The organism is Streptomyces sp. NPDC107575 (assembly GCF_055657265.1).
In genome coordinates this window covers 1,064,710-1,077,847 of the sequence record NZ_JBVKBG010000004.1, presented here as the reverse complement: position 1 = coordinate 1,077,847, position 13,138 = coordinate 1,064,710, and the positions used below count along the sequence as shown (strand labels likewise).

At 72.5% G+C, this 13,138-nt stretch carries 10 protein-coding genes; 7 read left to right on the top strand and 3 right to left on the bottom strand.

From position 1 onward, the window contains the following. Positions 1-44 precede the first annotated feature (44 nt). On the top strand, positions 45-692 hold the full coding sequence (locus ACZ7L4_RS24595; RefSeq protein ID WP_472105528.1) for a PepSY domain-containing protein: 648 nt from the start codon (positions 45-47) through the stop codon (positions 690-692). Here ACZ7L4_RS24595 and ACZ7L4_RS24590 read toward each other — a convergent pair. The 3 genes from ACZ7L4_RS24590 to ACZ7L4_RS24580 form a co-directional block, all read right to left on the bottom strand. Then, positions 659-1,936: an MFS transporter gene (locus ACZ7L4_RS24590; RefSeq protein ID WP_472105526.1), complete on the bottom strand. Its 1,278-nt coding sequence runs from the start codon at positions 1,934-1,936 to the stop codon at positions 659-661. The genes ACZ7L4_RS24595 and ACZ7L4_RS24590 overlap by 34 nt on opposite strands. Positions 1,937-2,099: 163 nt before the next feature. After that, positions 2,100-3,056 carry a methylmalonyl Co-A mutase-associated GTPase MeaB gene (meaB, locus tag ACZ7L4_RS24585; protein ID WP_385762589.1) on the bottom strand — a complete coding sequence of 319 codons (957 nt, stop codon included), beginning with the start codon at positions 3,054-3,056 and terminating at the stop codon, positions 2,100-2,102. 58 nt (positions 3,057-3,114) lie between these two features. Continuing rightward, entirely contained in the window at positions 3,115-4,317 is a 1,203-nt protein-coding gene (locus ACZ7L4_RS24580) for an acetyl-CoA C-acetyltransferase (RefSeq protein WP_385762586.1), read from the bottom strand. Between the two features lie 137 nt (positions 4,318-4,454). Between ACZ7L4_RS24580 and mce the strand changes: the two genes are divergently transcribed. From mce to ACZ7L4_RS24550, 6 genes are all read left to right on the top strand, one after another. Further along, on the top strand, positions 4,455-4,895 hold the full coding sequence (gene mce, locus ACZ7L4_RS24575; RefSeq protein ID WP_472105523.1) for a methylmalonyl-CoA epimerase: 441 nt from the start codon (positions 4,455-4,457) through the stop codon (positions 4,893-4,895). Positions 4,896-5,137: 242 nt separating this feature from the next. Next, positions 5,138-9,190, top strand: a complete 4,053-nt coding sequence (gene scy / locus ACZ7L4_RS24570; protein ID WP_472105521.1) for a polarized growth protein Scy — start codon at positions 5,138-5,140, stop codon at positions 9,188-9,190. Between the two features lie 192 nt (positions 9,191-9,382). Further along, positions 9,383-10,318 (top strand): coiled-coil domain-containing protein, encoded by a 936-nt coding sequence (locus tag ACZ7L4_RS24565; protein ID WP_385762580.1) that lies wholly within the window; start codon positions 9,383-9,385, stop codon positions 10,316-10,318. 202 nt (positions 10,319-10,520) lie between these two features. Next, complete coding sequence (locus tag ACZ7L4_RS24560) at positions 10,521-11,528, top strand: ABC transporter ATP-binding protein (RefSeq protein WP_472105519.1); 1,008 nt, start codon at positions 10,521-10,523, stop codon at positions 11,526-11,528. Between the two features lies 1 nt (position 11,529). Continuing rightward, entirely contained in the window at positions 11,530-12,300 is a 771-nt protein-coding gene (locus tag ACZ7L4_RS24555) for an ABC transporter permease (RefSeq protein ID WP_472105517.1), read from the top strand. 35 nt (positions 12,301-12,335) lie between these two features. Continuing rightward, on the top strand, positions 12,336-13,049 hold the full coding sequence (locus tag ACZ7L4_RS24550) for a hypothetical protein (RefSeq protein ID WP_472105515.1): 714 nt from the start codon (positions 12,336-12,338) through the stop codon (positions 13,047-13,049). Positions 13,050-13,138 lie beyond the last annotated feature (89 nt).

The window sequence follows — 13,138 nt, the reverse complement described above, 5'->3', positions numbered from 1 at the left end:
TGTTTCCCGTCGGACACACCGCCACATCCCACGGGAGGAACCCCATGAAGCGCCGCTCCACTGTCATCTCCGCCATCGCCGTCGTCGCCCTGCTGGGCGGGGGCACGGCCACCGCGGTCGCGGTCTCCGGCGACGACGGCGCCGGTTCGTCTTCGTCGGACACGGCGCGGCAGTCGTCCGTGAAGGTGAAGGACGACGACGGCGTCAGCGACAACCAGGAGGAGGCGAACGAGGCCAAGGGCGCGAAGGTGTCCGCCGAGGACGCCATCGCCGCCGCCCTGAAGCACACGCCCGGCACGGCCGTCGGTGCCGACCTCGACTCCGACGACGGTCGCCTGGTGTGGGAGGTCGACGTGATCGGCTCCGGCAACAAGTGGCAGCACGTCGATGTCGACCCCGGCAACGGCAAGGTGCTCGGCTCCCACACCGAGCGCGACGACGACGGCGACGACAGCGCGGCCCGCGTCGCGGCGACCCTGAAGGACGCGTCGACGTCGGCCGAGGACGCCGCGAAGGCCGCGGCGTCGAAGGGCACGGTGACGTCGGTGGACGCCGACGACGACGGCTCGGTGAAGGTGTGGGAGGTCGAGACGACGTCGGCGAACGGCACGCAGCACGACTGGCACGTGGACTTCAAGTCGGGTGCGGTGACCGTGGATCACGCGTCGGACGACGACGGCGATGACGACTGACGTTCACCGCTGACGGTTCCCCGGAACCGGGGCGTGGGCCACGGGGCTCCGCCCCGGACCCCGCTGGCTCTCGTCCAAGTGCGGGGCTTCAGTGGGAGCGCCACGAGCAGCGGAGCCACCGCCGCCGCCGCGAAGCAGAGCGGCAGCGGAAGGTGGCCCACCATGAGGCCGATGCCCGCCGTCCCGGCCGAACAGCCCGCGTTCAGGGACGTGTTGACCCACGCCCCGGCCTGCGTACGGAAGCCCGCGTCCACCGACTCGTCCGCGATCAGGTACGCCGTGGTCAGGGCCGGCGCCACGAACAGGCCCACGCACGCCGCCGCCACCGCGAGCGCGCCGAGCCCCGGCGCGAGCGCCGCACCCCCGAGCGCCGCCGCGAGCCCGGCCGCCAGGAGCGCGAGCCGGACGCGCGCGGGCGCCCGCCAGTCCACGGCCCCGTTCACGAGTCCGCCCACCGCGCTGCCGGCCGAGAGCGCGGCCAGGATCCACGCGGCCGCGCCGCCCCGCCCGCGCTCCTCGGCGAACGCGAGGACGAGCAGATCGGCCGCCCCGAGCGCGACCCCGACACCGAGGGTCACGACCACTGGCTGCCGGATTCGACGGGCGGCCTTCCCCAGGCCCGTACGACGCCGGCCGGACGTCCGGGGCGCCGCGGCCACCCCCGCCACCGCGGGCGAGGCGACGAAGGCGAGCGTTCCGACGGCCACGAGCCCGGCGCTCAGGGCGACGCCGAAGGCGGCGGGCGCCCACAGCACCAGGACGCCCACCAGCAACGGGCCGCACACGAGCAGCAGTTCCTCGGCGACCCCGTCGAGGCTGTACGCCCGCTGCAACAGCCGCCGGTCGTCCGCCAGCATCCGCCCCCACACCGTGCGCATGGTGGGCCCGAGCGGCGGCGTGAGCGCCCCGGTCGGCAGGGCGAGGGCCACGAGCAGCGGCCCGGACGCCCCGGGGCGCCAGGCCACCACGGCGAAGAGCGCGAGCAGCGCCGCGTACGCCAGAGCCATCGGGGGCAGCGCGCGCCGCGGACCGTACCGGTCGATGAAGAGGGCGCGCAGCGGCGACAGGAGCACGCTGGCGGCGCCGTACAGCGCCATGACCGCGCCCGCGACGGCGTACGAGCCGGTGGCGGCGGTCACGGCGAGCATCAGGGAGAGGGCGACGGTCCCGTACGAGAGGCGCCCGAGCAGGGCGGCACCAAAGGTGCACAGGGCGTACGGGGACCGCAGCACGGCGGCGTACATGATGGATTTCCTCCGGAGGAAGGCATGCGGGAGAACTCAACGGGCCGTGAAAGCACCGGAGTTCTCTACGCACGGAGGAATGACATGGCCGCACCGTAACAGCGGGCGGACGGGAAGAACAGACCGCGGGATCCCGGCCGGAGCGCCCCGGCCGGGCCCTCGCTCAGGCCCCTGTGAGGCCCTCCACCAGCTGGTCGGCCGCCCGGTACGGGTCGAGCTCACCCGCGACGATGCGCTCGGCCAGCGCGCCGAGCCGCCGGTCCCCCGAGAGGTCGCCGATCCGCTCGCGCAGCGCCGTCACCGCGATCGTCTCGACCTCACGGGCCGCCCGCGCCGCGCGGCGCTCGGAGAGCACGCCGTGCTCCTCCATCCACGCCCGGTGCTTCTCCAGCGCCTCGACGACCTCGTCGACGCCCTCGCCGCGCGCGGCGACCGTCTTCACGATCGGGGGGCGCCAGTCGCCGGGGGCGCGGGACTCGCCGAGACCCAGCATGTGGTTCAGCTCGCGGGCCGTGGCGTCGGCCCCGTCCCGGTCGGCCTTGTTGACCACGTAGACGTCGCCGATCTCCAGGATTCCGGCCTTGGCCGCCTGGATCCCGTCACCCATGCCGGGCGCGAGGAGCACCACCGACGTGTCGGCCTGCGAGGCGATCTCGACCTCGGACTGGCCGACGCCGACCGTCTCGACGAGGATCACGTCGCAGCCGGCCGCGTCCAGGACACGGATCGCCTGCGGGGCCGCCCAGGCGAGGCCGCCCAGGTGCCCGCGCGTGGCCATCGAGCGGATGTAGACGCCGGGGTCGGACGCGTGCTCCGACATCCGGACCCGGTCGCCGAGGAGCGCGCCGCCGCTGAACGGCGACGACGGGTCGACGGCGAGCACGCCGACCCGCTTCCCGGCCCGGCGGTACGCGCTCACGAGCGCCGACGTGGAGGTCGACTTGCCGACACCGGGCGAGCCGGTGAGGCCGACCACGTACGCGTTCCCCGTCAGCGGGGCCAGCGCGGCCATGACGTCGCGCAGCTGCGGGGACGCCCCCTCCACCAGCGAGATCAGCCGGGCCACGGCACGCGGCCTGCCCTCCCTCGCCTGCGCGACCAACGTGGGGACGTCCTGCATCACAGCTCCGTTCGCCAGTTCCCGTACCCGTACGAAAAGGGGTTCACCGTCGAGGGCGTTACGCCTTGGGTACCCGCACGACCAGCGCGTCACCCTGACCGCCGCCACCGCACAGGGCCGCCGCGCCGACGCCGCCGCCGCGCCGCTTCAGCTCCAGGGCGAGGTGCAGCACGATGCGCGCGCCGGACATCCCGATCGGGTGACCCAGGGCGATGGCCCCGCCGTTGACGTTCACCTTTTCCGAGGACACGCCGAGGTCCTTCATTGACTGCACGGCGACCGCCGCGAAGGCCTCGTTGATCTCGATGAGGTCGAGGTCCTCGGCGGCGATGCCCTCCTTCTTGAGGGCGTGCTGGATCGCGTTCGAAGGCTGCGACTGCAACGAGTTGTCCGGACCCGCGACGTTGCCGTGCGCGCCGATCTCGGCGATCCACTCCAGGCCCAGCTCCTGCGCCTTCGCCTTGCTCATGACGACGACCGCGGCGGCCCCGTCCGAGATCTGCGAGGAGGTGCCGGCGGTGATCGTGCCGTCCTTGGCGAAGGCCGGGCGCAGCTTGCCGAGCGACTCCGCGGTGGTCTCCGCGCGGATGCCCTCGTCCTTGCTGAAGACGACCGGCTCGCCCTTGCGCTGCGGGATCTCGACGGGCGTGATCTCGGCCTCGAAGATGCCGTTCTTCTGCGCGGCGGCGGCCCGCTGGTGCGACAGGGCGGCCACCTCGTCCTGCTCGGGGCGGGCGATGCCGAGGCGGGTGTTGTGCTTCTCCGTGGAGGCACCCATCGGGATGTTCTCGAAGGCGTCGGTGAGGCCGTCGTGCGCCATCGCGTCGAGCATCTCGACCGCGCCGTACTTGTAGCCCTCGCGGGACTTCGGCAGCAGGTGCGGCGCGTTCGTCATGGACTCCTGGCCACCGGCCACGACCACGTCGAATTCGCCGGCGCGAACGAGCTGGTCGGCGAGCGCGATGGCGTCGAGCCCGGACAGGCACACCTTGTTGATCGTGAGCGCCGGGACGTTCATGGGGATGCCCGCCTTGACGGCGGCCTGGCGCGCCGGGATCTGCCCTGCCCCGGCCTGCAGCACCTGGCCCATGATCACGTACTGCACCTGGTCGCCACCGATCCCCGCACGGTCGAGGGCGGCCTTGATCGCGAAGCCGCCGAGGTCGGCTCCGGAGAAGGACTTGAGCGAGCCGAGCAGACGGCCCATGGGCGTCCGCGCGCCCGCGACGATCACTGACGTGGTACCGGTCGTTCCTGACATGAGGCACGGCCCCTTGGAGGTGAGGAGTGAACGAGGGTTTACTCGAATGTACTGACCGGTATGGCGCACGTCATCGCCACAGAGGTGTGATCGCGCGCACGTTGCGTAACCACCTCGAACCGCGCTGCACTTACAGCATGCTGACGCGAATCGACCACATCGGGATCGCCTGCTTCGACCTCGACAAGACCGTCGAGTTCTACCGGGCCACGTACGGCTTCGAGGTGTACCACTCCGAGGTCAACGAGGAGCAGGGCGTGCGCGAGGCCATGCTCAAGGTCAACGAGACGAGCGACGGGGGCGCCACCTACCTCCAGCTGCTCGAACCCACCCGCGAGGACTCCGCCGTCGGCAAGTGGCTGGCCAAGAACGGCGAGGGTGTGCACCACATCGCCTTCGGCACGGCCGACGTCGACACGGACGCCGCGGACATCAGGAACAAGGGCGTCCGCGTCCTCTACGACGAGCCCCGGCGCGGCTCGATGGACTCCCGCATCACGTTCCTGCACCCCAAGGACTGCCACGGCGTACTGACCGAACTCGTCACTGCCGCACCGAAGGACTCGGCGGAGCACTGACCTCCACATAGCCGTGCCGGTAGGGTTGTGGGGCGGCTGCCGTCACCAACGGCCGGTCGTGGGCCGGGGTCCGGGTATCGGGGGACGAGGGTCGGGGCACGTCGGTAAGGAACGGCATCAGCCGGAACGGTCCGACGGCACCGGCGAATTCGATCTGACACCATTCCCCGGGGGCCCCGTTCGCGGGAATGGGCGGGGCTCGTAAGAAGAACTTGCGACCAGGGGACGGATGGGACCGCGCAGTGCGGGGCTATGAGAGCCAGGACGGCCGACGGCCGGCTGAGACCGACCATCTCTCGCGGTTCGAAGCCGAGATGGACCGGCTGAAGACCGATCGGGAGAAGGCCGTCCAGCACGCCGAGGACCTCGGCTACCAGGTGGAGGTGTTGCGCGCCAAGCTGCACGAGGCGCGCCGCAGCCTCGCGTCCCGGCCTGCCTACGACGGGTCGGACATCGGCTACCAGGCCGAGCAGCTCCTGCGGAACGCGCAGATCCAGGCCGACCAGCTGCGCGCCGACGCCGAGCGCGAGCTCCGCGACGCCCGCGCGCAGACCCAGCGGATCCTCCAGGAGCACGCCGAGCAGCAGTCCCGGCTCCAGTCCGAGCTGCACACGGAGGCGGTCAACCGCCGCCAGCAGCTCGACCAGGAGCTCGCCGAGCGCCGCCGCACGGTCGAGACGCACGTCAACGAGAACGTGCAGTGGGCCGAGCAGCTGCGCGCCCGCACCGAGCAGCAGGCCCGGCGCCTCCTCGACGAGTCCCGCGCGGAGGCCGACCAGGCGCTCGCCGCCGCCCGCGCGGAGGCCGAGCGGGTCGCCGAGCAGGCCCGCCAGCGCCTCACCTCGGAGGCCGAGGACGCGCGCACCGAGGCGCAGTCGATCCTGGCCCGCGCCCGGCAGGACGCCGAGCGCCTGCTGAACGCGGCGTCGACGCAGGCCCAGGAGGCCACCGACCACGCCGAGCAGCTGCGGACGTCGACGAGCGAGGAGTCCGAGCAGGCCCGCCGCCGCTCCGGCGAGCTGAGCCGCGCCGCCGAGCAGAAGATCGCCGAGGCGGACACCGCGCTGCGCGAGGCCCGCGCCGAGGCCGACAAGGTGCTCGCGGAGGCCAAGGACGCCGCGGCCAAGCAGCTCGCGAGCGCGGAGTCGACCAACGAACAGCGCACCCGGACCGCGAAGGAGCAGGTGGCCCGCCTCGTCCAGGAGGCCACCAAGGACGCGGAGACCACGAAGTCGGAGGCCGAGCAGGTCGTCGCCGACGCGCGCGCCGAGGCCGAGAAGCTGATCGCCGAGGCCAAGGAGAAGGCCCGTACGGTCACCGCCGAGGAGACCGCGGGCGAGCTCGCGAAGGCCGCGCGCACCGCGGAGGACGTGCTCAACAAGGCCTCCGAGGAGGCCAAGGCGACGACGAAGGCCGCGGCCGACGAGGCCGAGCGGCTGCGCACCGAGGCCGAGACCGAGGCGGACCGGCTGCGCGCCGAGGCGCACGACCTGGCCGCGGAGCTCAAGGGCGCGGCCAAGGACGACACCAAGGAGTACCGCGCCAAGACCGTCGAGCTCCAGGAGGAGGCGCGGCGCCTGCGCGGCGAGGCCGAGCAGCTGCGGGCCGAGGCCGTCGAGGAGGGCGAGCGGATCCGGGCCGAGGCCCGCCGCGAGGCCGTCCAGCAGATCGAGGAGTCGGCCAGCACCGCCGAGCAGCTCCTCTCCAAGGCGAAGGCGGACGCGGACGAGCTGCGCACCGCCGCGACGACGGAGAGCGAGCGCGTCCGCACGGAGGCCATCGAGCGGGCCACGTCGCTGCGCAAGCAGGCCGAGGAGACCCTGGAGCGCACGCGCGCGGAGGCCGAGCGGTACCGCACCGAGGCCGAGGAGCAGGCGGAGGCCACCCGGGCCGAGGCGGAGCGCGCGGCGCAGGCGCTCAAGGACGAGGCCGAGCAGGCGATGCGGGCCAAGCAGGAGGAGGCGGCCGAGGAGCTGACCCGCCTGCACACGGAGGCCGAGGAGCGTCTCACCGCTTCGGAGACGGCGCTGAACGAGGCGCGGGAGCAGGGCGAGACGCTGCGCCGCGAGGCCGCCGACGAGGTGGAGCGCCTGCGGGCGGACGCCGCGGAGCGCGCGCGCACGGTGCAGGCGCAGGCCGAGACGGAGGCCGAGCGCCTTCGCAACGAGGCCGCGGCCGACGCCTCGACGACCCGCTCCGAGGCAGAGAACGCCGCCGTGCGCCTGACCTCCGAGGCGTCCGCGGAGGCCGAGCGGCTCAAGACGGAGGCGCAGGAGTCCGCCGACCGGATCCGCGCCGAGGCGCAGACCGCCGCCGAGCGGATCTCCACGGAGGCCGCGGAGACGCTGGCCGCCGCCCAGGAGGAGGCGGCCCGGCGCCGCCGCGAGGCCGAGGAGACGCTCGGCAGCGCGCGCGAGGAGGCCGAGCAGGAGCGCGAGCGGGCCCGCGAGCAGAGCGAGGAGCTGCTCGCCGTGGCACGCGCGCGTGTCGAGGAGGCGCAGACCGAGGCCGTACGTCTGGTCGAGGAGGCGGACCAGCGGGCGACCGAGATGGTCTCCACCGCCGAGCAGACGGCGCAGCAGGTGCGCGACTCCGTGGCCGGCCTGCACGAGGCGGCGCAGGAGGAGATCACCGGCCTGCGCAGCGCCGCCGAGCACGCGGCGGAGCGTACGAGGACGGAGGCGCAGGAGGAGGCCGACCGGGTCCGCTCCGACGCCTACGCGGAGCGCGAGCGCGCCACCGAGGACGCGAACCGGGTCCGTTCCGAGGCCACCGCCGAGGCGGAGGCCGCCAAGGCGATGGCGGAGCGCACCGTCGCGGAGGCCTTCACCGAGGCCGAGCGGCTGCGCACGGACGCCTCGGAGCACGCCCAGCAGGTCCGCACGGAGGCCTCCGACCTGCGCACGGCCGCCGACCAGGACGCCTCGCGCACCCGCGCCGACGCCCGCGAGGACGCCAACCGGATCCGCTCCGACGCGGCCGAGCAGGCCGACACGCTGATCACCGAGGCGACCACCGAGGCCGAGCGTCTGACGACGGAGACCAACGCGGAGGCGGAGCGGGTCCGCTCCGAGTCCACGGCCCGCGCCGAGCAGTTGGTGGGCGACGCCACCGCGGAGGCCGAGCGTCTCACCGCCGAGTCCACGGCGAAGGCCGAGAAGCTCGTCGGAGACGCGACCACCGAGGCGGAGCGGCTGCGCGCCGAATCGACGGCCGCCGCCGAGCAGTTGGCCAACGAGACGCGGACCGAGGCCGAGCGCGTCCGGACCGAGGCCGTCGCCAAGGCCGAGAAGCTGATCTCGGACGCGTCCGGCGACGCGGAGCGGCTGCGCGCCGAGGCCGCCGAGACGGTCGCCTCCGCGCAGCAGCACGCCGAGCGGATCCGCACCGAATCCGAGCGCGTCAAGGCGGAGGCCGCCGCCGAGGCGGACCGCATCACGGCCGCCGCGCGCGAGGAGGCCGAGCGCACGCTGGACGAGGCCCGCAAGGACGCCAACAAGCGGCGCACGGAGGCCGCCGAGCAGGTCGACAAGCTCATCACGGAGTCCGCGACCGAGGCCGACAAGCTGACCCGCGAGGCGCAGGAGACGGCGCAGAAGACGACCGCCGACGCCGAGGCGCAGGCCGACACGATGGTCGGCGCGGCCCGCACGGAGGCCGAGCGCCTCGTCGCCGAGTCGACCGTCGAGGGCAACTCGATCGTGGAGAAGGCCCGTACGGACGCGGACGAGCTGCTCGTCGGCGCCCGCAGGGACGCGACGCAGATCAGGGAGCGCGCCGAGGAGCTGCGCGACCGGATCACGGCCGAGATCGAGGAGCTGCACGAGCACGCCCGCCGCGAGTCGGCCGAGGCGATGAAGAGCGCGGGCGAGCGCTGCGACGCCCTGGTCAAGGCCGCCGAGGAGCAGCTCTCCGAGGCGCAGGCCAAGGCCAAGGAGGTGCTGAACGACGCGGATTCGGAGGCCGGCAAGGTCCGGATCGCCGCCGTGAAGAAGGCCGAGGGGCTCCTCAAGGAGGCCGAGCAGAAGAAGGCCGAGCTGTCCCGCGAGGCCGACAAGATCAAGGCGGACGCCGAGCAGGAGGCCACCGCCATGATCGAGAAGGGACAGCGGGATCTCGACGTGCTGGTCAGGCGCCGCGAGGACATCAATGCCGAGATCTCCCGTGTCCAGGACGTACTGGAGGCGTTGGAGAGTTTTGAGGCTCCGTCCGGCGGGGGCAACAAGGACGGCGGCGTCAAGGCGGGAGCCGCAGCGGGGGCCACACGTTCGAGTGGCAAGGGCTCGGAGGGCTAGCCTTTCGGTCAACTACCGTGCTCGCCAAGGACGTTTGGCCCTGTTCTGGCAAGCAGTCCGTCCCTACGCCACTCAAAAGGGGGGTCATTCTAGAGCTGAAGGCTGATCAATCCGACATCTGCCCGATGACACGCCGCTGCGCCCCCTAGGATTCCCACTATCACCTCACCGGTCTCATTCGACAGGAACCCCATGAGCGACACTTCCCCCTACGGCTTCGAGCTTGTGCGGCGTGGGTACGACCGCGCTCAGGTGGACGAACGGATCTCCAAGCTCGTCTCCGACCGTGACAGCGCTCTTGCCCGTATCACTGCTCTGGAAAAGCGCATCGAGGAACTCCACCTCGAGACGCAGAACGCCCAGGCGCAGGTGAACGACGCGGAGCCGTCGTACGCCGGCCTCGGCGCGCGCGTCGAGAAGATCCTCCGCCTCGCCGAGGAGGAGGCCAAGGACCTGCGCGAAGAGGCCCGCAGGGCCGCCGAGCAGCACCGGGAGCTCGCCGAGTCCGCGGCCCAGCAGGTGCGCAACGACGCGGAGTCGTTCGCCGCCGAGCGCAAGTCCAAGGCCGAGGACGAGGGCGTTCGGATCGTCGAGAAGGCCAAGGGCGAGGCCACCGCGCTGCGCACCGAGGCGCAAAAGGACGCGCAGTCCAAGCGCGAGGAGGCGGACGCCCTCTTCGAGGAGACGCGCGCCAAGGCCGCCCAGGCCGCCGCCGACTTCGAGACGAACCTGGCCAAGCGCCGCGAGCAGTCGGAGCGCGACCTGGCCTCGCGTCAGGCCAAGGCCGAGAAGCGCCTCGCCGAGATCGAGCACCGCGCGGAGCAGCTCCGCCTGGAGGCCGAGAAGCTGCGCACGGACGCCGAGCGTCGCGCCCGTCAGACGGTGGAGACGGCGCAGCGTCAGGCCGAGGACATCGTCGCGGACGCGAACGCGAAGGCGGACCGTATCCGCAGCGAATCCGAGCGGGAGCTGGCGGCCCTCACCAACCGCCGCGACTCGATCAACGCGCAGCTGACGAACGTCCGCGAGATGCTGGCCACCCTCACCGGTGCGGCGGTCGCCGCCGCGGGCGCCCCGGCAGAGGACGAGCCGGTCACCCGCGGAGTGCCGGCGCAGCAGTCCCGGTAGCCACGCGCTATGTGCCGCCCCTCGCAGGCCCTGGGTTCTCCAGGCGCCGCGGGGGGCGTCTCGCTGTGCCTTTCAAGCCCCTGCGGCGATTGAGCAGCGGGGTCCGGGGCGGAGCCCCGTGAGCCGAGCCACGGCGCCGGGTGCACCCGGATCCCGCCCCACCGGAGTGGCCGCCCGCTTTGTCACGATTTAGCGTGGCCGCATGATCGAGCTCTCGGGGCTGACCAAGCGCTACGGCGAAAAGACCGCCGTGGACGACCTCACCTTCTCCGTCCGGCCAGGAATCGTCACCGGATTCCTCGGCCCGAACGGCGCGGGCAAGTCCACCACGATGCGGATGATGCTCGGCCTCGACAACCCGACGGCGGGCGACGTCCGGATCGACGGCAAGCACTACGCCCAGCTGAAGGACCCCCTGCGCTACATCGGCGCCCTGCTCGACGCGAAGGCGATGCACGGCGGCCGCAGCGCCTACAACCACCTCCTGTGCCTGGCGCAGTCCAACGGCATCCCCAAGAACCGCGTGCACGAGGTGCTCGACACGGTCGGCCTCACGGCGGTGTCCCGCAAGAAGGCGAAGGGCTTCTCCCTCGGCATGGGCCAGCGCCTCGGCATCGCGGGCGCGCTGCTCGGCGACCCGCAGATCCTGATGTTCGACGAGCCGGTCAACGGGCTCGACCCCGAGGGCATCCACTGGATCCGCAACCTGATGAAGTCCCTCGCCGCCGCGGGCCGCACGGTCTTCGTCTCCTCCCACCTGATGAGCGAAATGGCGCTCACCGCCGACCACCTGGTGGTGATCGGGCAGGGCCGCCTCCTCGCCGACATGTCGATGCCGGACTTCATCCGGAAGAACTCGCGCTCGTACGTCCGGCTGCGCTCCCCGCAGCGCGAGCGCCTGCTCGACGTGCTGCACCGCTCCGGCATCACGGTCGTGGAGTCCGGTGGCGCCCTCGAGGTCGACGGCCATCCCGCAGAGGAGCTCGGTGAGCTCGCCGCGCGGAACCAGCTCGTCCTGCACGAGCTGAGCCCGCAGCAGGCCTCCCTCGAAGAGGCGTTCATGCAGCTGACCGCGGAGTCGGTGGAGTACCACGCGCACTCGGCCGCTCCGGAGCAGCCGACCCCGCAGGACCCGCAGCCGCCCCAGACCCCACAGAACCCGCAGCAATCGGGCTGGGGTTCGAGCTGGAACCAAGAGAAGGGCGCCTGAGATGGCCGCGGCCCAGGTCCTCCGCTCCGAGTGGACCAAGATCAAATCGGTGAACTCGACGGCCTTCACGCTCGGCCTCGCGGTGCTCGTCTCCGTCGGACTCGGCATGCTGATCAGCGCGCTCACCAACAACGAGTTCGACAAGATGTCGACCGGGGACAAGCTGACCTTCGACCCGACCTTCATCTCCTTCTCCGGCCTCACCCTCGGCCAGCTCGCGATGCTGGTCTTCGGGGTCCTCGTGGTCGCGAGCGAGTACAGCACCGGCATGATCCGCACCTCGCTCGCGGCGGTCCCGCAGCGCGGCACGTTCCTCTTCTCCAAGATCCTGGTCGCCGCGCTGCTCGCGCTCGTCGTCGCGCTGGTGATCAGCTTCGCGTCGTTCTTCCTCGGCCAGCTGATGCTCGGCGACCACGGCACGGACCTGGGCGCCCCGAACGTGCTGCGCGCGGTCCTCGGCGCCGCCGTCTACATGACGCTCCTGACGATGTTCTCGATGGGCGTCGCGGCGATGCTCCGCTCCCCCATGCTCTCGCTCGGCATCCTGATGCCGTTCTTCTTCCTGGTCTCGCCGATCCTCGGCAGCGTCTCGGCCACGAAGAAGGTCGCCCAGTACTTCCCCGACCAGGCGGGCCTGAAGATCATGCAGGTGGTGGACCCGCCGAGCGACGACGCGCCGTACGGGCCGTGGGGCGGGCTCGGAATCCTGCTGGTGTGGGTCGCGGTGGCGCTGATCGTCGGATACGTGCTGCTGAAGAAGCGGGACGCTTAGGCGGGGCCCGGGCGCCTGCCCTAGCCTGCGGCACCATGGCGCTCATCGACCCCGGCCGCACCCTCGTCTCGCTCGGCTACGACACCGTCCCCGCCCTCACGCCCCTCAGCTACCCCGGACGCCCGGTCACCGCCCCTGCCCTGCTGCGCGGCGACGAACTCCTCGACCTCGACGTGGAGCGCGAACTGCCGCGCTGGACCGCGGACCGCGCCCCCGTCCTCGCCGTCGGCTCCAACGCGGCCCCCGCCCAGGTCGCGTACAAGCTGCGGAAGCTCGGTCTCCCGGTCGCCGTGCCGATGGTGCCGCTGCCCATGCGCGGCATCGGCGTCGGCTGCTCCGCGCACATCGGGCGGAACGGTTACGTGGCGGCCGCCCCCTACCCGGACCCGCGGGCCGCGCGCACCCTCGTCGTGTCCTGGCTCGACGACGCGCAGCTCAAGGCCGTCGACGCCACCGAGCTGCCGAACTACCGCAGGGTCGCCGTCCCCGACGCCCCCGTGCCGGGTCTGCAGATGTACGTGGGCGAGCACGGCGTCCTCGTCGACCCGGACACCGGTGCCCCGCGCCCCGGCGGCGGCGACCAGGCGGGCCTCCTGAGCGCGCTCATGGCGGCCTCCGCGGAGCTGTCCGCGCTGCTCGGGCCCGCCCCGCGGGACTGGGTGCGGCGGGCCGCCGCGTCCCCCGCCGTGCGCGAGGAGGGCACCCGAATCCTGCGCGCCGCCGGAACCATCCCCTCCGGCCCCGCCTGACGCTTTGCTCACTCTTGGCCGGAACCGTCAGCTCGCGTATACGCTCCTAACCCTTACGGGGGCGTCTGCCCCGACGTCCTGAAACTCTC